Source organism: Methylobacterium sp. 1973, from assembly GCF_040545035.1.
GTDB classification, from domain to species: Bacteria; Pseudomonadota; Alphaproteobacteria; order Rhizobiales; family Beijerinckiaceae; genus Methylobacterium; species Methylobacterium fujisawaense.
Window position 1 is genome coordinate 362,231 of record NZ_JBEPLA010000003.1, and the last position, 20,909, is coordinate 383,139.

General features: G+C 69.2%; 22 protein-coding genes. 6 read left to right on the top strand and 16 right to left on the bottom strand.

Translation table 11 applies throughout. From position 1 onward, the window contains the following. Positions 1-14 precede the first annotated feature (14 nt). Both ABIC70_RS08685 and rsmD read left to right on the top strand, forming a co-directional pair. The gene (locus ABIC70_RS08685; protein ID WP_354439462.1) at positions 15-1,775 is read left to right on the top strand and encodes a pseudouridine synthase; all 1,761 of its coding nucleotides are present in this window, start codon (positions 15-17) and stop codon (positions 1,773-1,775) included. Next, positions 1,772-2,329, top strand: coding sequence for a 16S rRNA (guanine(966)-N(2))-methyltransferase RsmD (gene rsmD / locus ABIC70_RS08690; protein WP_354439463.1), 558 nt, complete (start codon positions 1,772-1,774; stop codon positions 2,327-2,329). Before ABIC70_RS08685 ends, rsmD begins: the two co-directional genes overlap by 4 nt. 6 nt (positions 2,330-2,335) lie before the next feature. On the opposite strand, the gene ABIC70_RS08695 is transcribed toward rsmD, so the two are convergent. The 4 genes from ABIC70_RS08695 to ABIC70_RS08710 form a co-directional block, all read right to left on the bottom strand. Beyond that, entirely contained in the window at positions 2,336-2,710 is a 375-nt protein-coding gene (locus ABIC70_RS08695) for a cupin domain-containing protein (protein WP_111473169.1), read from the bottom strand. A 58-nt stretch (positions 2,711-2,768) separates the two neighbouring features. After that, the gene (locus tag ABIC70_RS08700) at positions 2,769-3,209 is read right to left on the bottom strand and encodes a helix-turn-helix domain-containing protein (protein ID WP_043754937.1); all 441 of its coding nucleotides are present in this window, start codon (positions 3,207-3,209) and stop codon (positions 2,769-2,771) included. 399 nt (positions 3,210-3,608) lie between these two features. Further along, positions 3,609-4,547, bottom strand: coding sequence for an alpha/beta fold hydrolase (locus ABIC70_RS08705; protein ID WP_354439464.1), 939 nt, complete (start codon positions 4,545-4,547; stop codon positions 3,609-3,611). Continuing rightward, entirely contained in the window at positions 4,544-5,083 is a 540-nt protein-coding gene (locus ABIC70_RS08710; RefSeq protein ID WP_354439466.1) for a phasin family protein, read from the bottom strand. The genes ABIC70_RS08705 and ABIC70_RS08710 overlap by 4 nt, the downstream gene beginning before the upstream one ends. A 225-nt stretch (positions 5,084-5,308) precedes the next feature. Between ABIC70_RS08710 and ABIC70_RS08715 the strand changes: the two genes are divergently transcribed. After that, positions 5,309-6,961: an AMP-binding protein gene (locus tag ABIC70_RS08715; protein WP_354439467.1), complete on the top strand. Its 1,653-nt coding sequence runs from the start codon at positions 5,309-5,311 to the stop codon at positions 6,959-6,961. 48 nt (positions 6,962-7,009) lie between these two features. Here ABIC70_RS08715 and ABIC70_RS08720 read toward each other — a convergent pair whose 3' ends face one another. The 8 genes from ABIC70_RS08720 to ABIC70_RS08755 all read right to left on the bottom strand — a co-directional run bounded on the left by ABIC70_RS08720 (position 7,010) and on the right by ABIC70_RS08755 (position 15,273). After that, a complete protein-coding gene (locus ABIC70_RS08720; RefSeq protein WP_179697848.1) occupies positions 7,010-7,777 on the bottom strand; it encodes an SDR family NAD(P)-dependent oxidoreductase in 768 nt (255 codons plus the stop codon). A gap of 215 nt (positions 7,778-7,992) precedes the next feature. Further along, positions 7,993-9,939: a DNA mismatch repair endonuclease MutL gene (gene mutL / locus ABIC70_RS08725; protein ID WP_354439569.1), complete on the bottom strand. Its 1,947-nt coding sequence runs from the start codon at positions 9,937-9,939 to the stop codon at positions 7,993-7,995. A gap of 63 nt (positions 9,940-10,002) precedes the next feature. Beyond that, on the bottom strand, positions 10,003-10,305 hold the full coding sequence (locus tag ABIC70_RS08730; protein ID WP_244538817.1) for a hypothetical protein: 303 nt from the start codon (positions 10,303-10,305) through the stop codon (positions 10,003-10,005). 237 nt (positions 10,306-10,542) lie between these two features. Beyond that, positions 10,543-11,529 carry a branched-chain amino acid ABC transporter permease gene (locus ABIC70_RS08735; RefSeq protein WP_354439468.1) on the bottom strand — a complete coding sequence of 329 codons (987 nt, stop codon included), beginning with the start codon at positions 11,527-11,529 and terminating at the stop codon, positions 10,543-10,545. A 23-nt stretch (positions 11,530-11,552) separates the two neighbouring features. Continuing rightward, positions 11,553-12,440 (bottom strand): branched-chain amino acid ABC transporter permease, encoded by an 888-nt coding sequence (locus ABIC70_RS08740; RefSeq protein ID WP_043380394.1) that lies wholly within the window; start codon positions 12,438-12,440, stop codon positions 11,553-11,555. A 28-nt stretch (positions 12,441-12,468) separates the two neighbouring features. Then, a complete protein-coding gene (locus ABIC70_RS08745) occupies positions 12,469-13,686 on the bottom strand; it encodes an ABC transporter substrate-binding protein (protein ID WP_043348643.1) in 1,218 nt (405 codons plus the stop codon). A gap of 95 nt (positions 13,687-13,781) precedes the next feature. Next, the gene (locus tag ABIC70_RS08750; RefSeq protein ID WP_043348642.1) at positions 13,782-14,522 is read right to left on the bottom strand and encodes an ABC transporter ATP-binding protein; all 741 of its coding nucleotides are present in this window, start codon (positions 14,520-14,522) and stop codon (positions 13,782-13,784) included. After that, positions 14,515-15,273, bottom strand: a complete 759-nt coding sequence (locus tag ABIC70_RS08755; protein ID WP_043348639.1) for an ABC transporter ATP-binding protein — start codon at positions 15,271-15,273, stop codon at positions 14,515-14,517. Before ABIC70_RS08755 ends, ABIC70_RS08750 begins: the two co-directional genes overlap by 8 nt. A gap of 211 nt (positions 15,274-15,484) precedes the next feature. On the opposite strand from ABIC70_RS08755, the gene ABIC70_RS08760 reads away from it, so the two are divergent. The 3 genes from ABIC70_RS08760 to ABIC70_RS08770 all read left to right on the top strand — a co-directional run bounded on the left by ABIC70_RS08760 (position 15,485) and on the right by ABIC70_RS08770 (position 18,246). Further along, a complete protein-coding gene (locus ABIC70_RS08760) occupies positions 15,485-16,363 on the top strand; it encodes a 2-dehydro-3-deoxygalactonokinase (protein ID WP_354439469.1) in 879 nt (292 codons plus the stop codon). Continuing rightward, the gene (locus ABIC70_RS08765; protein WP_279897697.1) at positions 16,360-16,995 is read left to right on the top strand and encodes a 2-dehydro-3-deoxy-6-phosphogalactonate aldolase; all 636 of its coding nucleotides are present in this window, start codon (positions 16,360-16,362) and stop codon (positions 16,993-16,995) included. Before ABIC70_RS08760 ends, ABIC70_RS08765 begins: the two co-directional genes overlap by 4 nt. 84 nt (positions 16,996-17,079) lie before the next feature. Next, positions 17,080-18,246: an alanine racemase gene (locus ABIC70_RS08770; RefSeq protein WP_354439470.1), complete on the top strand. Its 1,167-nt coding sequence runs from the start codon at positions 17,080-17,082 to the stop codon at positions 18,244-18,246. Between the two features lie 15 nt (positions 18,247-18,261). Here ABIC70_RS08770 and ABIC70_RS08775 read toward each other — a convergent pair whose 3' ends face one another. The 4 genes from ABIC70_RS08775 to ABIC70_RS08790 form a co-directional block, all read right to left on the bottom strand. Further along, positions 18,262-18,504: a hypothetical protein gene (locus tag ABIC70_RS08775; protein ID WP_043353734.1), complete on the bottom strand. Its 243-nt coding sequence runs from the start codon at positions 18,502-18,504 to the stop codon at positions 18,262-18,264. Between the two features lie 145 nt (positions 18,505-18,649). Next, complete coding sequence (locus ABIC70_RS08780; RefSeq protein WP_164706330.1) at positions 18,650-18,823, bottom strand: hypothetical protein; 174 nt, start codon at positions 18,821-18,823, stop codon at positions 18,650-18,652. 147 nt (positions 18,824-18,970) lie between these two features. Continuing rightward, positions 18,971-19,891 carry a histone deacetylase family protein gene (locus tag ABIC70_RS08785; protein ID WP_354439471.1) on the bottom strand — a complete coding sequence of 307 codons (921 nt, stop codon included), beginning with the start codon at positions 19,889-19,891 and terminating at the stop codon, positions 18,971-18,973. After that, the gene (locus ABIC70_RS08790; protein ID WP_354439472.1) at positions 19,888-20,829 is read right to left on the bottom strand and encodes an NAD(P)/FAD-dependent oxidoreductase; all 942 of its coding nucleotides are present in this window, start codon (positions 20,827-20,829) and stop codon (positions 19,888-19,890) included. The genes ABIC70_RS08785 and ABIC70_RS08790 overlap by 4 nt, the downstream gene beginning before the upstream one ends. Positions 20,830-20,909: the final 80 nt, after the last annotated feature.

Below are 20,909 nucleotides of genomic sequence, written 5' to 3' on the forward strand. Positions count from 1 at the left end.
GATAAGCGGCAGGCATGACCGATCTGCCGAACGACGATAAGCCCGAGGCGGGCGCTGCCCGCCCGGCCCCCGAGTCAACCCAGGGCCAGGGCTGGACCCCGCCGACCGATGCGGGCAGTGCCGCGGACGCCCCTGACGCTCCGAGGAAGCCGACAGCCAAGGCGAAGACGGGTGCCAAGACTGCGCAGCCGCTGCCGGCAACCCCGACCGAGGACGAGGGCGCTATCGAGACGCCGCCCGGCGAGCGTATCGCCAAGGCTATGGCACGGGCCGGCATCGCCTCACGGCGGGATGCTGAAGCGATGATCCTCGCCGGTCGCGTCAGCGTCAACGGCGAGACGCTGACCTCCCCCGCCCGCAACGTCACCGAGAACGACCGCATCCTGATCGACGGCGAACCGATGCCGTCGCGCGAGCGGAGCCGACTGTGGATCTTCCACAAGCCTCGGGGGGTGGTGACCACGGCCCGCGATCCCGAGGGTCGCCAGACCGTCTTCGAGGCGCTGCCCGAAGAACTGCCGCGGGTCGTCGCGGTGGGACGCCTCGACATCAACACCGAGGGTCTCCTGCTTCTGACCAACGACGGCGGCTTGGCCAAGGTGATCGCGCATCCCGACACGGGCTGGCTGCGCCGGTACCGGGTCCGTGCGCACGGCGACACCGATCAGGCGCAGCTCGACAGGCTGGCCAAGGGCGTGACCATCGATGGCATGGAATACGGCCCGGTGGAGGCCACCCTCGACCGCGTCCAGGGCGACAACGTCTGGCTGACGCTCGGCCTTCGCGAAGGCAAGAACCGCGAGGTCAAGCGTATCCTTGAGCATCTCGGCCTCTCGGTGAACCGGCTGATCCGGCTGTCCTTCGGCCCGTTCCAGCTGGGCGATCTGGAGGTCGGGCTGGTGGAAGAGGTGCGCACGCGCGTGCTGAAGGACCAGCTCGGCAAGAGCCTCGCCGAACAGGCGGGCGTGGATTTCGACAGCCCGGTCCGGGAACCGATCGCTCCCTTCGGCGAATCGCGACCGTCCGACCGGGAAGCTCGGGCTGCACAACAAGCTCCATCCCGGCGCAATGCTGCGCGTCCGGCACCGACGCCTCGGGTCTCGACAGGCGGTACCGGACCCGGACCCCGCAACTCCGCGTGGCGCGACGAGGACGCGACGAAGCCGCGGGGGACGCGCATCCCCCGCCGCGGTGCGGACCCTCGTGCGGCGCAGGCCGCCGCGGCCGAGCGGGGTCGCGAACGTGTTGGCTCGATCCGCACCGGCGAGCGCCGCGTCGTCGTCGAGCGCCTGACGGCGACGCCTGCGGAGCCAGCGCCCGTCGAGAAGCCGCGGCGCCGCTTTGCCGACAAGGCCGGACAGGAACGGCCGGAGCGCAATGCCGGCCCACGCGGCGAACGCGGCACCGGCGAATGGAAGCGCCGGGAGACAGGGCGAGACGACCGGCCGCGCGGGGATGCGCGCTTCGAGGATCGCCGCGACGGCAAGGCTGGCGATCGGCGCGAACGCGCATTCGACGCCAAGCCAGCCGACGGAGCGGCTCGAAAGGCCGGTTCGTTCCCGCCCCGGAAACCCGCCGCTGGTGGCGGCAAGCCGGCCTTCGGAGGCCCGAAGCCGGGAGGCGCACGTCCCGGTGGATCCCGTCCCGGCGGCAAGCCGGGCGGCTTTTCTGGCGGCGCGCCCGGCAAGGGCGGCGGGCGACCGGGTGGTCGTCCCGGTGCCCCGCGCGGCGGAGCCAAGCCCGGCGGTGGCCGACCGCCACGCGGGACGCGATGAGGATCGTCGGTGGCGCTTGGCGGGGCCGCAGGCTCTTCACGCCGCGCACCGAAGCGATCCGGCCGACTTCGGATCGACTCCGAGAATCGCTGTTCAACGTGCTGACCCATGCCTACGAGCACGCTGTCGAGGGCGCTCAGGTTCTCGACCTGTTTGCTGGGACGGGCGCTCTCGGATTCGAGGCCCTGTCGCGGGGTGCCGCCTACGCGTTGCTCGTCGATGAGGGCGCCGAAGCCCGCGCGGTGATCCGCACCAATATCGAGGCGCTCGGGGCCGAAGGCGTGACGCGCCTGTTCCGTCGGGATGCGACCCGGCTGGGACCTGCCGCGTCGGCGGGCCCTTTCTCGCTCGTCTTCTGCGATCCACCCTACGGCAAAGATCTGGCGCCGCGCGCCCTCGAGAGCGCTGCCGCGGGCGGATGGCTCGCCCCTGGGGCTCTTGTCGTGGTCGAGGAGGCCGCAGCCGTCCAGCTGGTCTGGCCCGCGGGCTTCGAATCGGTGGAACGACGCGTCTACGGCGACACGGCGGTGGCGATCGCACGATTTAACGCCTGAGCCTCTCTAGGGAACCTCGACCATTTCCCCTGCGGAAACCGCCAGCTCAGGGCCGAAATGGATAGCCAGCCAGACGGTGGGAGACGCGGTCCAGTGGACCCGGTGCCGACGGTGCGGAGCGATCATCACGGCATCGCCAGCGACGAGGCGACGCGGGGCCGTCTCGTCGGCGAACAGGAGGTCGGCCGCGCCCGTCAGGACGGCGACCCACTCGGCGTGCGGCTGATCGTAGTAGAAGCCCGGCGGACTCGCTTGCCCGGTCGAGACGATGCGCTCCACCCGGAGACCCGGGCTGGCCACCAAGACCGACACGACCTCATCGGCTGCGCCGAGCGGCAGATCGGCCAGCAGATTGGTCACGGTCGTCGGTCGTTCGGCCATGATCCATCCCCGGCAGATCTCACGCGGCGCTGGGCTGGAGCGCCGCGCCGGCCCGATCTCACGCGTTGCGCGTTGCGGTGGGAGACTGAGGCGCCGCTTCGTCCGCCGATCGCAGCTGGCCGATCCGCGCGGCGGATTTCACCAGCGAGAGCACGTCGCGGCGCATCTGATCGTCGGCGATCTGATTGTAGGCCCGCAGGATCTCGACGGCACCGGCCACACGAAGCAGCGCCGGGCCATTCTCCGTCGAAGCCTCGGGCTCGGGCTCGAAGAAGCTTGAGACCGGAACGCCGAGTCGCTCGGCGATTGCCTGCAGACGGCCGGCTCCGACCCGGTTCTTGCCGGTCTCGTACTTCTGGACCTGCTGGAAGCTGACACCCAATGCACTGGCCAGGGCCGACTGGCTCAATCCGTTAGCGGCCCGAAGGAACGCGATGCGGCTGCCGACCCCGTGATCAATGGCTGTCGTCTGCTTCGGCTTGGGGGTTGGGTTCGCCATCGTTGGTAGTCCGGATGTTCTTAAATGTTGGCAGGCTTGCTCGCCCGGATCCGGGGCGCCAATCACAACTGACAGGTGCAACATTGCGCCGCGAAGATCCAGACGTGACATCTGTTAGTGCCACAGGTCAGCCGCGCGTGCAACGAATGGTTACGCTTTCAAAATCTTGAGCCCGGAAGACTCCCGGGCGGGCCTCTCAATGACCAAGACATGAACAACTAAACGATCATCCGCGATCATACAAAAGTGATCGAAATTGACTAGAGCCCCGCATTCGAAAACTGCAGCGCGCTATTGGGTTGCCTGCTCCACGTTGGCCCGGGAATGCCGATCCACGGGGACACGGCGTGACACACAGAGGTTCGACCCGGGAATCGCAGCCGTTCGGCGGCGATGTGTTCACGCCGCAGGACCGAGCCAGTCGGTGACGATTCGCAACTGCTCGTCGTCCAGCAATGCAGGCGCGTGGCCGCACTGGGGGATCTCGACGCGCCATGTCGGAGGTCCCCTGCGGGTCATCTCGTCGGCGGTCGCAGCGAGGAGCAAGTCCGAATGCTCTCCGCGCAGGAGCAGGACGGGACAGGTTATGACGTCCCAGTCGCGCCACATGCTGACACTGTAAACCCGGCCGGGCCGGAACGCGTCGCCGATCCCGGGATCGTAATGGGGCCGCCAGCCGCCGTTCGGCTCTTGGTGGAAGCTGTACTTGGCGATGTGGCGCCATTGCTCGTCGGTGAGCGGTCCGAATGCGCCCAGCACCGTGCGCAGGCGCGACTCGCCCGAGGCCAGGTTATGGTGAAGCCGGGGCGCGTCGCGCAGGCGCGAGCCGATCTCGCGGATGGGCGCCCAGGGTAGAAACGGGCCGATATCGTTGATCACCATCCGGCGGATCGGAGAGCGTGCGGCGGCGGCCAGGACCATTCCGGTGAGGCCGCCGAGGGAGGTGCCGACCCAGTCGATCTTCCCTGGAACCCGGAGATGCGCGATGAGCGCCGCCATGTCGGCGGCGTATTGCGGCAGGCCGTAGAGTTCCGGATCCTTCAACCAGCCGCTGAGACCGCGCCCGGGCAGGTCGGGACAGACGACCCGGTAGCCCAGCTTCGCCAGCCGATAGCCGAGCGCGTCGAAGTCGCGACCCTGGCGGCTCAGGCCGTGCACGCAGATCACCACGTGCGGGCTGTCCGCTTCGCCCCATTCCACGTAAGCGATGCGATGGAAGTCGTGCGGCGCATAGGCCTGGAAATGGCCTGTCCGGAACGGCACATCGGCGCGGCTCAGATCGTCGAGCCGCGGCTTCGTCTCGGGTCCGGAAGCCGGCGCCGCGCCGGCGGCGGTCACGGAGTCTCCGTGCGCGCGGCGGCCTCGCGGGCGAGGCGGCTGGCCGTCTGATGGAGGTTGACCATCTGGTCGGTGAGCCGACGCGCCTGCTCCTGCAGGAACGCGATGTTCAGCGCCACGACCTCGCGGGCATCGGCTGCCGCGGCAAGGCGGTCCGCGAAATCGAGGCCCGCACGGACATTCGTGTCCGAGGCCACGAGCATCCGGTGGCTGATCTCCCGCATCGCCGCCATGGTATGGACGGCGTTGTCCTCAACGGCATTGTAGAGCCGCGCGCCGGCATCGTCCCATTGCTCGCGCAACGTGCGGGCACCGGCCGCATGACGATCGGCGAGATTGTGCGCGGTCTCGCGGCTCGAGCCCATGACCGCGCGCCAGCCCTCGAAACTCTGTGCCGCCGACGCCTCGAAGGCGTTCAGCGCCATCTCGCCGGCCTCGGCGAAGCGCTCATACGCCTCGCGCGCCCGGGCGACACTGCTCTCGGCCATGGCGCGGCCGGTCTCTTTGGAGACCACCGGCAGGTTGTCGTTCCCCACTGTCGTCTCCCGCAGATCGGACGATCGCATCCGGCCTCGGCCGCGCACGGCCAAGGATAGGGCATCCGACAGGGTTGTCTTCCCGTCAATCGCGCCCGGTAACAGAATCCGCGCGCGGCCCACGCTGTCACGGCAATCGCAATTGACAGGTGTGACGGCCGCGAAATCATCGTCGCACGGAGCGCACGCCACGTTCACCGCCCGATCAGAAGGCAGCAAGTGTCGATGATGGAGACCGGACCGATCCCCGCCGAGGCTCGCGAGGCCGGCCTCCACCCGTTCGAGGTCGGGCTCGGCCGCCGGCCAGCCAACTACGTCGCGCTGACCCCGGTGAGCCTGCTGGCGCGCGCCGCCGCCGCATGCGGGGCACGGATTGCGGTCATCGACGGAAGCCGCCGCTTCACCTATGCGGACCTGTACGGGCGCTGCCGCCGCCTCGCCGCGGGCCTCGCCGGTCGGGGCATCGGATCGCTCGACACCGTCGCGATCCTGGCACCGAACGTGTCCGAGATGATCGAGGCGCATTTCGCCGTCCCGATGCTCGGCGCGGTCCTCAATCCGCTGAACACCCGTCTGGACCCAGCGACGATCGCGTTCTCGCTCCGGCACGGTGGAGCCCGGGCGCTCATCGTCGAGGCCGAGTACGCCGCGCTGGCCGCGCGGGCGCTCGCCGATTTCGCCGAGCCCGTCCTGGTGGTGGCGATCGGCGAGACCGGCATCGACGGGGCTGTGCCCTACGATTCCCTGCTCGCCGAAGGCGATCCGGACTATGCCTGGGTCGGTCCAGAGGACGAATGGCAGTCGCTCTGCCTGCTCTACACGTCGGGAACGACCGGAGATCCGAAAGGCGCCGTCTACAGCCATCGCGGTGGCTATCTCCAGGCTCTCGGCAACGCCGTGACCTTCGGGCTGACCGACGCGAGCGTGTATCTCTGGACGCTGCCGATGTTCCATTGCAGCGGCTGGTCGTATCCCTGGGCCAGCGTTGCCGCTTGCGCCACGCAGGTCTGCCTCCGGAAGGTCGAGCCGGCGTCCATCTTCCGGCTGATCGCCGAGCACCGGGTGACGCATCTGTGCGGCGCACCGATCGTCCTGTCCATGATCGCCCACGCGCCGGCCCACGACCGCGTGCCGTTCCCGCAAACGGTGCGCTGCGCGGTCGGCGGCGCGGCGCCCTCCTCGACGATCATCCGCACCATGGAGGATCTGGGCTTCCAGGTGACGCATCTCTACGGGGCCACCGAGAGCTACGGGCCCGCGACGGTCTGCCTGGCACAGCCGGATTGGGCCGACCTTCCCGAAACCGAACGATACGCCCGCATGGCCCGTCAAGGCGTGCCGCTGGCGACCCTGGAGGCCGTAAGTGTCGCCGACCCGGCAACCGACGCGCCGGTGCCGCGCGACGGCGTATCGGTCGGCGAGATCCGGCTGCGTGGCAACACGGTGATGAAAGGCTATCTCGGCAACCCGGACGCGACGGAGCAAACGCTCGCGGGCGGCTGGTACCGGACCGGCGACCTCGCGGTCTGGCACCCGGACGGGTCGGTGGAGATCAAGGACCGGGCGAAGGACATCATCATTTCGGGCGGCGAGAACATCTCCAGTTTGGAAGTGGAGGAGGTGCTGATGCGCCACCCCGCGGTGATGCTCGCCGCCGTCGTTGCCAAGCCGGACCCGACCTGGGGCGAGAGCCCCTGCGCCTTCCTGGAGCTGAAGCCCGGCGCGATGGAACCCGCCGACCAGGAGTTGATCGCCTTCTGTCGCGAGCGGATGGCGCGCTTCAAGGTGCCGAAAACCGTCGTGTTCGGGCCGTTGCCGAAGACGTCGACGGGCAAGATCCAGAAGTTCGTCCTGCGCGAGCAGGCGCGGGCTCTCTGAGCCACGCCCGTCCGGCGCGTCGGAACGGGTCACGTCGCCATGCAGCCCCTAGAGGCCGGAGACGAGGTGGCCCCCGTCGACCGCCACGACACTGCCGGTCATGTAGGCGCCGGCATCCGAGGCGAGCAGCAGCAGCGGCCCATCGAGTTCCGCCGCCTCGCCCAACCGACGCTGCGGAACGCGCTTGATCAGCGCCTTGCCGGCGTCGGATTCGAAGAAGGCGTCGTTCAGCTCGGTCTTGATGTAGCCCGGAGCGAGCGCGTTCACCCGAATCCCGTGGCGCGCCCATTCGAGTGCCAGACTCTTGGTGAGCTGCACCACAGCCGCCTTCGAGGCGGCGTAGGGCGCCAGTCCACCGGTCACCCGCAGCCCGAGGATCGAGGCGATGTTGACGATGCTGCCGCCCGCGCCGTGTCGAACCATGCGCCGCCCGGTTGCCTGAGCCACGAGCCAAACCCCCTTGAGGTTCGTGTCGAGCACGGCGTCCCAGTCGGACTCGTCGAGATCGAGGGCCGGTTTCGTCGCCGTCACACCGGCATTGTTCACCAGGACCGCCACGGGTCCGAACCGCGATTCAGCGGCATCGAGCGCCCGCTCGACGCTCGCGGCGTCGGTGACGTCCATGACGACGGCATGGGCCTCTCCGCCTTCGGACGCGACGCGGGTGACGGTTTCGGCGAGGGCATCGGCCCGGCGGGCCCCCAGCGACAGGCGGGCCCCGGCGCGGGCGAGAGTTCCGGCGAAGTGACGGCCGAGGCCGCTTGAGGCACCGGTGATGAGGACGTGACGTCCGGCGAGATCGAATGGGCCCGTCATCTCAGCGCACCGACGCGACGGCCGGAGCCGCGCTCCGCTTGCGTTCGGCGTCGCGGCACGGGCCGGTGATGAGGATATCGGTCATGGCTCTGCGCCTCCCCTGCATGCACCGGCGATCCGCGGCCGCCGGCTCCCCGGTCTTCGCGCCGAGGCATCGACCGTTCTTTTGGACCGCCCCTGCCCGGTAGGCCAGCCGGACCGGCGAAGCCGTCACCTCATCGGCGGCCAAACAGCCGCTCGATATCGGCGAGCTTCAGTTCGATCGAGGTGGGACGTCCATGGTTGCACTGCCCGGAATTGGGCGTGGCTTCCATCTCGCGCAGGAGGGCGTTCATCTCCTCCGGTCGCAGCCGCCGCCCGGCGCGGATCGAGCCGTGACAGCTCATGCGCGACAGGACCGCGTCGAGGCGCCGGCCGAGCGGGCCGCCCTCCGCAGCCGGGACGCCGCCCTCCTCGTCGCCGCTGGCCTCCAGGGCGTCGAGGATGTCGGTGACGAGGTCGCGAGTCGAAGCGCCGAGCAGCACGGCCGGCACCTCGCGCACGAGCACCGCCCCCGGTCCGAAGGCCTCGATGGCGAGACCCAGCCGCTTGAGGTCCGGCGCCGCGGCGACCAGCCGGTCCGCCTCCTCGGGGCTCATCTCGACCACGTCGGGGATCAGCAAGCCCTGGCGGGCGATGCCGCCCGTTTCCCGCTCGGCCTTCATCCGCTCGTAGACGAGCCGCTCGTGCGCGGCGTGCTGATCGACGATGACGAGGCCGTCGCGGGTCTGGGCGAGGATGTAGGTTTCGTGAATCTGCGCCCGGGCCGCGCCGAGGGGATGATCCAGCGTCTCCGTCGCATCGTCGGCGACGCGGATATCGGCCTGGGGCGGTGCCGACACCGGGGCCGGATCCGGGCCCGCGAACACGGCCTGCGCAGCCTCGCCGAATCCCGCCGGCGCGGCCGGCACAGGCTGCGGCGCCCGCCACGCGGTCTGCGGACGGTAGCCTGACGGTGCCGCGACCGACGGCGTGCCCACCGGAAACAGGCCCGGTCGCGTCGGTCGGAACAGGCTCGGCGCGGCAGCGCCGCTATGGGTCGCGAGCGGCGGACCGGCGGGGCGCAGGGCGTCGAGAGTCCGCGCGGCGCCGGTGGTGGCCGAACGGGCGCCGCCGCGGCGCAGGGCGTCGTGGATCGCGCTCACGATCAGCGCCCGCACGAGGCCCGGCTCGCGGAAGCGCACCTCGGTCTTGGCCGGGTGGACGTTGACGTCGACGCGGTCCGGGTCGCACGCGATGGAAAGGCCGAGCACCGGATGGCGGTCGGAGGCCAGGGTGTCGGCGTAGGCGCCGCGGATCGCGCCCAGCAGGAGCCGGTCGCGCACGGGGCGCCCGTTGACGGCAAGATGGATATGGGTCGCCGCGCCGCGATGATAGGTCGGCAGGCCGACATGGCCGGTCACGGCAAAGCCCTCCCGGACCAGGGAGACCGGCAGCGCATTGGCGAAAAAGTCCGGCCCCAGAACAGCGGCGAGCCGGCGCAGCGCCGCCTCGGGTCCGGTCTCCGCGGGCAGGACCAGAGGCTGCCCGGCATCGGCGCGAAGGGTGAAGCGGATCCCGGGCTGCGTCGCGGCGAGCCGGCGCAGCGTTTCGGCGACGGCGGTGTTCTCCGCCCGGTCCGATTTCAGGAACTTGAGCCGTGCCGGTGTCGCGGCGAACAACTCGGTCACTTCGATCCGGGTCCCACGCTGCGCCGGTGCCGGACGGACCTGACCCTTCAGCCCCGCCTCGACCGTCAGGCTGGCCCCGGCCTCGGCATCCGGGGTCCGGGTGACGATGGCGAGCCGCGACACCGCGCCGATCGACGGCAGCGCTTCGCCGCGGAACCCGAGGGTGGCGATCGCCGTGAGGTCGCCGCCTGGAAGCTTTGAAGTGGCGTGCCGCTCCACCGCGAGGTCAAGATCGTCCGGCGTCATGCCACGGCCGTCATCGACGACCCGGATCAGCCGCCGTCCCCCGGCCTCGATGGTGACCTCGATGGCACGGGCCCCGGCATCGATGGCATTCTCGACCAGCTCCTTCACGGCAGAGGCCGGACGCTCAACGACTTCGCCGGCCGCGATGCGATCGACGAGCAAGGGGTCGAGGCGACGGACGGACGGCACGTGCAGGGCGGTGGACATCGCCACGGAGAATAGTCCCTGCGCCGCGGTGATCCAATCACGCTGCGCAGTGCGGATTGGAAATCAGGCGCGGCGCAGTGATCCGCCCAGAGAAATCCGGCCGCCGCCGCTGCGCGTCCCCTGGCTTGTCGCCACCTGGGGCCGGCGCGACAGGTCGAACAATGCGTTGCCGACGACGCCTGCCGTCCGCCGCAGGGTGGCACCGTCGCAGGTCGACGCAACGCGAACGCCGATCGCATGGGTGTGACTGCGGCCGTAGAGCCAGACCGCGAGCCGCGCCCGGGTCGCCTCCGGGATGCCCTCAAGGAGAAAGACCGCGCCTTCAGGATCGGCCTTGATCAGGCGACCGACGACGTCCGGTGCCACCGGGCACTCGAGGGCGGGATCGTCGATGCTGAGCGTCCGGTCCTGAGTCATAGCGCCCCCTGGCAGCGTCAAGCCGTCAGCGTGGGCGGTCTTGGTTAACGAATGCTCACCGCGCGACGTCGGAAACGCAGACCGCCTGCGAAGCCGCTCATCTTCGGCTCGCCGTGATGCAGCCCGACGCCATGCGCCCGCATCTTCGGAACCCTAGTCAGTCCGTCTCCGGTGACGGTGCGGGCGCTACAACGGCCGGCGGACAACCCGGGCGATCAGCCCGATGATGCCCTCCCGGAACAGCAGCACGCAGAGCACGAACACACAGCCCTGGATGATCGTCACCCAGGCCCCGAACTGCGCGAGGTAGGTCTCCATGGTGACGATCACCAAGGCCCCCACGATCGGTCCGAAGACCGTGCCCATGCCGCCCACGAGCGTCATCAGCACGACCTCACCCGACATCGACCAGTGCACGTCGGTGAGCGAGGCGAGCTGGAAGACGATCGCCTTGGTGGAGCCCGCGAGTCCGGCAAGGGTCGCGGAGAGGACGAAGACCGCGAGCTTGTACTGGCTCGCCCTGTAGCCGAGGGAGATCGCCCGGGGTTCGTTGTCGCGGATCGCCTTCAGCACCTGCCCGAAGGGCGAGTGGATGATCCGGTAGATCAGCAGCATCCCCGCCATGAAGATTACGGCGACGACGGCGTACATCGCCCGGTCGTCCGCGAGGCTGATCGCGCCGAACAGGTTGCCGCGGGGCACCGCCTGGATGCCGTCCTCGCCGCCGGTGAACTTCGCCTGCAGGGAGAAGAAGAACACCATCTGGGCGAGCGCCAGGGTGATCATCGAGAAGTAGATGCCCTGCCGGCGGATCGCCAAGGCGCCGAAGACCAGACCCAGCAGGGCCGCCGTCGCCGTGCCGCTGAGGATCGCCAGTTCCGGCGTGAAGCCGAGCTGCTTGGCCGTGTAGGCGCAGAGGTAGCTCGCCATGCCGAAATAGGCGGCATGGCCGAAGGACAGCAGGCCGCCGTAGCCGAGCAGCAGGTTGAAGGCGAGCGCGAACAGCGCGAAGCACAGCACCTTCATCAGATAGACGGGGTACAGGACGAGCGGCGCTACGATCAGCAGCAGCGCGATGCCGATGAAGATCAGGCGATGGAGCGCCTTGTCGTCCCGGCTCGTCGGGAGCGCGGCGGCGATCGGGGCGGCCTCGAGGGCGGCGGTATCGGCCATGGGTGTCGAGCCTCAGTTCGCGGTCAGGCCGTGCGCCCGAACAGGCCGGCGGGTTTGACGAGCAGCACCAGCACCATGATCACGAAGATCACGGTGGCCGACGCCTCCGGATAGAACACCTTGGTCAGCCCCTCGACGAGGCCCAGGGCGAAGCCCGTGATGACCGACCCGATGATCGAGCCCATGCCGCCGATCACCACCACGGCGAAGACCACGATGATGATGTCGGCGCCCATGTTGGGGTTCACCGAGTAGATCGGCGCGGCGAGCACCCCGGCGAAGCCTGCGAGCGCGACGCCGAATCCGTAGGTCAGCGTCAGGAACAGCGGCACGTTCACCCCGAAGGCCTGGACGAGCGTCGGATTCTCGGTGGCGGCCCGGAGATACGCGCCGAGCTTGGTCTTCTCGATGACGAGCCAGGTGGCGATGCAGACGGTCAGCGACGCGACCACCACCCAGGCCCGGTAGTTCGGCAGGAACATGAAGGGCAGCCGCTGGCCGCCGGAGAGCTCCGCCGGGATCGCGTAGGGCAGCCCCGAGACGCCGTACTGGTTGCGGAACAGGCCCTGGATGATCAGCGCCAGCCCGAAGGTCAGCAGAAGTCCGTAGAGGTGGTCGAGCTTGTAGAGCCGGGCGATGAGCACCCGCTCCAGCACGATGCCGAAGGCGCCCACCACGAGGGGCGCGAGACCCAGCGCCCACCAGTAGCCCAGGCCCACATAGGTGAGTAGCATCCAGGCCACGAACGCGCCCATCATGTAGAGCGCGCCGTGGGCGAAGTTGATGATGTTCAGGAGCCCAAAGATGATGGCGAGCCCCAGCGACAGGATCGCGTAGAACGAGCCGTTGATCAGGCCGAGCAGCAATTGCCCGAACAGGGCCTGCGTCGGCACTCCGAAGATCGTGGTCATGGCCGTTCTCCGCGCCCCGATCCCACCGTCAACCCTTCACGAGGGGGCAATTGCCCTCGTTGAGCGGCCGGAAGACCTGATCGCCCGGGATCGTCTCGAGCTTCTTGTAAAGATCCCACTCGCCCTTCGACTCGGCGGGCTTCTTGACCTCGAACAGGTACATGTCGTGGATCTTGCGGCCGTCCGCGCGGATCACGCCCTTGCCGAACAGAGGATCGTCGGTCGGCATCGCCTTCATCTTGGCGACCGTGGCGGCGCCGTCGGTGGTGGATTTCAGCTCGGCCACCGCCTTCAGGTAATGGAGCACGTCCGAGTAGACGCCGGCATGGTTGGCGGTGGGCTTCGAGCCACCCTTCATCTGCTTGGCGAAGCGGTCCGAGAAGGCGCGGGTTTGATCGTTCAGGTCCCAGTAGAACGGCTCGGTGAGCACGAGACCCTGGGCGACCTTGGTGCCCAGCGAATGCACGTCGGAGGAGAAGACCAGAAGGCCGGCCAGCGCCTGCCCGCCCTCGGTGATGCCGAACTCGCCCGCCTGCTTGATCGCGTTGATCGTGTCGGTTCCGGCATTGGCCAGGCCGATGACCTTGGCGCCCGAGCCCTGCGCCTGAAGCAGGAAGGACGAGAAGTCCGAGGTCGGGAACGGCGTCTTCACCGAGCCGACGACCTTGCCGCCGTTCTTGGTGATCACCGCGCTGGTGTCGCGCTGAAGCGTCTGTCCGAAGACGTAATCGGCGGTCAGGAAGAACCACGTATTGCCGCCGCGCTTCACCATGGCGCCGCCGGTGCCGTTGGCCAGCGCCACCGTGTCGTAGACCCAATGGATGGTGTTCGGCGTGCATTGCGGGCCGGTGAGGTCGGCGGTGCCGGCGCCGGTGTCGATGAAGACCTTGTTCTTTTCCTTGGTGACCTGGCTAATGGCCAGCGCCACCGAGGAGGTCACCCCGTCGGTGATCATGTCGACGTTGTCGCGGTCATACCATTGCCGGGCGATGGCCGCCCCGACATCCGGCTTGTTCTGGTGATCGGCCGAGACGATCTCGACCTTCAGGCCGTGAGCGTCTGGCTTGAAGTCTTCGACGGCGAGCTTCGCGGCCACGACCGAGCCCTCGCCGCTGATGTCGGAATAGGCGCCCGATCGATCGCCCAGGATGCCGATCTTCACGTTCGTCTGCGCAGCAGCGGTGCCCATCATCAGGGCGCCGGCGAGGGCGGCGAGGGTCGCGGGCCGGGCGATACGTCCGAACATTTTCGTTTCCATCCTTGTAACGGCGCGGCGGATTTCCGCCAGCCGAGTATCGGGGCGCCGATTGTTGGCGCTTCTACGGTTTTTGCGAACGGGCTTCAGACGCCGAGATAGGCGTGGAGCTTGTCGATATTGGCGTCAAGCTCGGCATTGGGGATCATATCGACCACCCGCCCCTGCTCGATCACGAAATGCCGGTCCGCCAGGGTCTGGGCGAAGCGGAAGTTCTGCTCCACCAGAACGATGGTGTAGCCTTGCGCCTTCAATTGCTGGATGGTCCGGCCGATCTGCTGGACGATGACCGGCGCCAGTCCCTCCGTCGGTTCGTCGAGGAGGATCAGCTTGGCACCGGTGCGCAGGATGCGTCCGATCGCCAGCATCTGCTGCTCGCCGCCGGAGAGCTTGGTGCCCTGGCTGCCGGCGCGCTCCTTCAGGTTCGGGAAGAGCTGATGGATCTCGTCCACCGACATGCCCCCCGGCTTCACCCGCGGCGGCAGCATCAGGTTCTCGTGGACCGTGAGGCTCGCGAAGATGCCCCGCTCCTCCGGGACGTAGCCGATTCCGAGGCGGGCGATGTTCCGGGACGCCATGCGGATGGTCTCGACACCGTCGTAGACGATCGAGCCGGCGCGCTTGCCGAGGATGCCGATGATGGCCCTCAGCGTCGTGGTCTTTCCGGCGCCGTTACGCCCGAGCAGCGTGATGACTTCACCGGTCCGGACATCAATGTCGATCCCGTGGAGCACGTGGCTCTCGCCGTACCAGCCTTCCAATCCGCGGACGGTGAGGAGCGCGCCGGTCGCGGCCGCCGGAGGTGTCTTGAGAGCCGCCTCACGCATGTCCCGCCCCGATATACGCTTCGACCACACGCGGATCCTTCGAGACCGTGGCGTAGTCCCCCTCGGCCAGCACCTGGCCGCGGGCCAGCACGGTGATCCGGTCCGAAAGGGAAGCGACCACCGACAGGTTGTGCTCGACCATCAGGATCGTCCGGTCCTTCGAGACGCGCCGAATGAGCGCGGCGGTCCGGTCCACGTCCTCGTGGCCCATGCCGGCCATCGGCTCGTCGAGGAGCAGCATCTCGGGATCGAGAGCGAGCGTGGTTGCGATCTCCAGCGCGCGCTTGCGGCCATAGGACAACTCGACCGCCAGCACGTCGGCGAACTCCGAGAGTCCGACCGCGTCGACCAGTTCGAGCGCCTCGCCGTTCAGCGCACGCAGGACCCGCTCGGGCCGCCAGAAATCGAAGGAATCGCCGCGCCGCCGCCGCTGCAGGGCGATGCGGACATTCTCCATCACGGTGAGATGCGGGAAGACCGCCGAAATCTGGAACGAGCGGACGAGCCCCAGCCGGGCGACATCCGCCGCCTTGAGGCCGGTGATGTCGCGATCCTTGTAGCGGATCGTCCCCGAGGTCGGGATCAGGAACTTGGTGAGCAGATTGAAGCAGGTGGTCTTGCCGGCGCCGTTCGGCCCGATGAGCGCGTGAATCGTGCCGCGCTCCACCTGCAACGCCACGCCGTTGACGGCCCGGAATCCACGGAATTCCATCGTCAGGCCATCGGTCGCCAGGATTACATCCCGTGCCAAGCGTGTCCCTCCCGGGTTTGATTTCTTGCCGCCATATCGCCGATCCGTGACGGTACAGTCCATCGCAATCGCCGGGGACCACGCGACAATCCCCCGTCAGTGATATCTGTCGCCGACCGTATCGCGGCGGTCGCTCGACCGAACTTGACCACGCGCCGCCCTCCGATTAACTCAGACAAGTTACGGTAGCGCTATTCTGGGGAGACACGGCATGGACGGTCGCGCGGCCTACATCGCCGTCGACTGGGGCACCACGAACCGCCGGGCCTTCGCCGTGTCGGGCTCGGGAGCGGTGCTCGACAGCCTGCAGGACGGACGCGGGATCCTCTCCCTGGCGCCCGACGACTACCCCGCGGAGATCGCGGATCTGCGCGCGCGGCTGGGGCCTCACCCGGTCATCGCGGTCGGCATGGTCGGATCCAACCGGGGCTGGCTGTCGGCGCCCTACATCGCCGCGCCGGCAACCCTCGCGGCCCTGGCGAAAGCCTGCGTGGAACCCGCGCCCGACGTGCGGATCGTCCCCGGCGTCGCCCTGCGGGACGGACAGCGTCCCGATGTGATGCGGGGGGAAGAGGTCCAGGTCTTCGGTGCGATCGAAGCGGGTTCAGCGCCGCCGACGGCCTTGTTCTGTCAGCCGGGCACACACAACAAGTGGATCGAGACCGTCGATGGTGCCATCACGGATTTCACCACCGTGATGACCGGAGAGATCTTCGCCCTGCTTCGCGCACAGGGCATCCTGGCGGGGATGCTCGACGGTGAGGTCGGGAACGGAGCCGCCTTCCGCGCGGGCGTCGGGCGGGGCCTTGCCTCCCGAAACCTCGCCGCGACCCTGTTCGAGGTCCGCTCGGGACTGTTGCTCGACCGCCTCGCCCCCGATGACGCGGCCTCCTACGCCAGCGGCATCCTGATCGGCGCCGATGTCGGCACCCGGGACGACCTCCAGGGCCGTCTGGTCCATCTGCTCGGCGGCGGCCCCCTGGCCGCGCTCTACGCCGCCGCCATCGCGCAAGCGGGCGGGACTGCGGCGATCGTGCCGGACGGTTCCACCACGTCCGGTATCCACGCCATCTGGAGTCTGCGGACATGACCATCCACGACCGGTTCGAGGCGGCCTTCGCGGGCTGCCCGCTCGTGGCGATCTTACGGGGACTCACGCCGGACGAGGCGCCGGCGATCGGGGAGGCCCTGGTCGGGGCCGGGTTCACCCTCATCGAGGTGCCGCTCAACTCGCCGGACCCGCTGCGGAGCATCGCGGTGCTCGCTGAGCGCCTCGCCGGACGGGCGCTCGTCGGCGCCGGCACCGTTCTCAGCCGATCGCAGGTCGCCGACGTCGCGGCCGCCGGCGGAGGCCTCGTGGTGTCGCCGAACGCCGATCCGACGGTCATCGGCGCGACCGTCGCGGCCGGTCTCGTTTCCCTCCCGGGCTATCAGACACCCACGGAGGCCTTCGCGGCCCTGGCGGCCGGCGCCACCGCGCTCAAGCTGTTCCCGGCGGACGTCGCGACGCCTCTGGCGCTCAAGGCGCATCGCGCGGTTCTGCCGCCGGTCACCCGAGTCCTGGCCGTCGGCGGAATCCTGCCCGAGACGATCGCGGGCTGGCGACAGGCGGGAGCCGATGGTTTCGGCCTCGGCTCCAATCTCTACCGCCCCGGCAAGGGGGCGGACGACGTGGCGCGCGATGCTGCGGCCTACGTGGCGGCATTGCAGCGATCTGCCTGAAGACACGTACGGGGTCCCGACGGCTTGGACCGGCGCCGAGGCTCGCCTATCAGCCTCTCGCGTCGGATAGGTCGGGAGCGGTAGATGATCGGTGACACTGCGGTATCGCCCGGTGGCGGCGGTTTCGACGGGCTGGAGACACCGTGCCTCCTCCTGGACGCCGACATCCTGCAGGCGAATGTCGACAGGATGCGCAGGCATCTCGACGGGCTGGGCGTCACCCTGCGCCCGCATCTCAAGACGGCCAAATCCCTCGAGGTCGCGCGCCGGGCGATGGCCGGTCCCGCTGGGCCCGCGACGGTCTCGACGCTCAGGGAGGCCGAGTATTTCGCCGAAGGCGGCGTGCGCGACGTGATCTACGCCGTCGGCATCGCACCGCAGAAGCTCGATCGGGTCGGAGCCATCCGACAGCGCTGGGGAGCGGATCTGGCGATCGTCCTGGATTCGGCAGCCCAGGCCGAGGCTGTGGCGGCCTGGAGCCGGCGCAGTGGCGATGCCCTGCCGGTGCTGATCGAGGTGGATGCCGATGGACATCGCTCCGGGGTCGGGCCGCGGGATGCCGAAGCGCTCGTCGCCATCGGCCGCGCGGTCGCGGACGGCGCGAGCCTGCGCGGCGTGCTGCTCCATGCCGGCGACAGCTATGGGCTGAGCGATCCCGCCGCCCTTCGTCGGGCGGCCGAGGCCGAGCGCGTGGCCGCCGTCGCGGCGGCCGAGATCCTGCGCGGCGCCGGCCTCCCCTGCCCTGTCGTGAGCGTCGGATCGACGCCCACCGCCCGGTATGCGGAGACCCTCGCGGGCGTCACGGAGGTGCGCGCCGGCGTGTTCATGATCGGCGACTTGTTCCAGGCGGGCGTCGGCTCCTGCACGATCGACGACATCGCCCTCACCGTTCTCGCGACGGTGATCGGGCATCAGCAGGACAAGGGCTGGATCATCACCGACGCGGGATGGATGGCACTCTCGCGTGATCGTGGCACCGCGCGGCAGGCGGTCGATCAGGGTTATGGCTTGGCCTGCGACATCGCCGGGCGCCCCTATCCGGACCTGATCGTGCGGGACGCCAACCAGGAGCACGGGATCGTCGCGGTGCGGAAGGGCGCTGCCGCCGGGCTTCCCGACCTTCCGGTCGGCGCGCGCCTGCGGATTCTCCCGAACCATGCCTGCGCCACGGGTGCTCAGCACGACCGCTATCACGTCGTCGCCGATGGCCGCCTCTCCGGAGAGATCTGGCCGCGCATCAACGGCTGGTGAGGCGCGGCGCCGCGCCTAGCGGCGATTTGCGATGTTCCCTTTCGACCGGTCGGAACGGTCGACGACCGTCCGGCAGGCGGAACTCAACGCCACCCGATTCTCCCGCAGGCAGAGGGTGATAGCGCCCGCATTGGGAATCTGAGAGGCGCAGAGGCGCATCACGTCCGGCGTGCAGGCGGCCCGCTCGGCCCCCGTTTCCGCGAACGCCGAAGCCGTGCCGATGAGGACGACGAACAGTGCGAGGGGGGCGGACTTCATCGCGGTGGGTTCTCCTGAACGGGTCGGGTCGGCGTGCGGCCAAGCCTCGGCATCGGGCGAGAACGTCGACGCCGACCGAGATATCCCGTCACGCTTGTTTCAATCTGACGCAGGGGTGCCGCTCAAGACTACGCAGAGCGCCGGCTCAAGGACGCTCCTGCCGCGTAATCGTTCCGGTGGTGGCCGGCTCGATCAGTGCGGCGCCGACGACCGGTTGCGTTTTCCGCCGGTCGACTTTGTCCGCCGAGACGAGGGCGGCGGCGATCAGGGCCGACACCGCCAGCGTCGCCTTCACCACGTCCCAGACCCGCGCGAGCATGGCCGAACCCTTCCGATGTCACCGAATGCAAGCGGCGGATCCGCGTCGATCATCCGCGCACTCCAGATCCTCGACGGTGGCCGTTCCCAAAACCTTTCCTGCTCGACCGAGACCTGCAGATCGACGGTACCGTGATGCAATCAGGTCTCACTCCGACGTCGGCCGAGCGGCCGCCTCGGCGGCCAGGGCTTCGAAGACCAGCGCGTGGCGCCGCGCGAGGGCCTCGACATCGTGGGTGTATCCGCCGCCGATCACCGCAGCGAGCGCGATCCCGCGCGCGCGAGCCTCGGCCACGACGAAGCGGTCGCGGGCGAGAAGGCCATCATCGGTGAGGCAGAGTCGGCCGAGGCGGTCGTCGCGATGCGGATCGACGCCGGCATTATAGAAGACGAGGTCCGGCGCGAATGCGTCGAGCAGCGGCGGCAGACGGGCACGCAGAACAGCGAGGTAGCCGGCGTCGTCGAGCCTGTCCGGCAGGCCGATATCGAGGTCGCCGGCGATCTTCTGGGCTGGATAATTGTTTTCGCAATGAATCGAGAAGGTGAAGAGCTCCGGGCTTCGGGCGAGACAATCGGCGGTGCCGTCGCCCTGATGCACGTCGAGATCGACCACGAGGACGCGCCGGACCAGCCGCTCGGCCTGGAGCGTCCGCGCCGCTACGGCGACGTCGTTCAGCACGCAGAAGCCAGCACCCTGCTGGCGCCGCGCGTGATGGCTGCCGCCAGCGGCGCTGCCCGCCAGACCTTCCGCCAGGGCGAGGCGCGCGGCCAGAAGGGTGCCGCCCACCGATGCGCGCGAGCGCCGGACGAGGGCCGCATCGACCGGTAGCCCGATGGCCCGCTCGATTTCAGGACCGACATCGCAGGCCAGCACCGCATCCACATAGGCGGCATCGTGAGCGCGGATCAGGATGTCCGCCCCGGCCGGCTCCGGCGTGACGAAACCGAGCGGAGCCAGCCCCTTCGCGATCAGCGTCTCCGCGAGCAGGCCGTACTTGCGCATCGGAAACCGATGGCCGACCGGGAGGGACGCCTCATAGGCCGGGTGGAAGGCGATCGGGGGAGTCACGCAGGGTGCCCGAGATCGTTCAGGATAGCGTCGGCGAGCGCCAGCCCGCTGTCGTAGGCCGCCTCGATCCGGGCCCCCAGGCACCAATCCCCGGCCGCCCCGAGTCGGCATGCCGGATCGTACAGGCAGGGCACCTGCAGGGCGTTCTCGACCTGCGCGTAGCGCCAGCGATGGGCTTCCATGTGGGACGGTCGAAGTTCGGTGCCGAGGCAGTCCCGGGTGGCGCGGACAAGTTCGGCGACGATCGTCTCACGCGGCGCTTCGAGATGCCGGCGCGACCAATCCGGGGTCGCGTGGACCGTGAGCCGGATCCCGGGGGGCCGCCCGGGCTTCGACGAATCGCACGCGATCAGGCCGATCGGACCGGCCCCCGGCTCGGTCAGGTCCTCCGGCGGGGACGTGTCCGCCGCGATCATGAAGGACCAGCAGGGTGCATATGAAGCGCGGGCGATGTCCGGGAGGGTGACGCCGGATGCCGCGAGCAGCGTCATGACCTGCGGCGCCGGGACGGTGATCGCCACCGCGTCGAACGGCCCGTGAACGGCGCCGGACGCGTCCTCCAGCCGCCAGTGTGCCCCATCTCGGTGAAGACGCAGGATGGTCGTGGCGCTCTGAACCGGAAGACCCGACAGCAGGTCGCGCACGGGCTCGACCATGCTCGGCACGCCGACAGACCGTTCGGAACCGGCCCAGGGCGCAACGATGCCGCTTCGCGCCCATCGATCGATCTGACCCGCGAAGGCGGTACCGCGCGCGCGCATGAACTGAGCGCCATGGTCGAACTGGAGATCACCGACGCGCCGGGTTGCCATCCGACCGCCGACGCCGCGCCCCTTGTCGAACACCCGCACCCGCAGGCCCGCCTCGGCAAGGTGGCGTGCCGCAGCTGCGCCGGCCATGCCCGCGCCGAGAACCGCGACGATCCCACGCTCGTACAAGTCCCTACTCCGCTCCGCAGGACGGCCAAGCCGGCCGCGTTGCAGCACAGATAGGGGGCAGCGATCAGGAGATCAGGGCG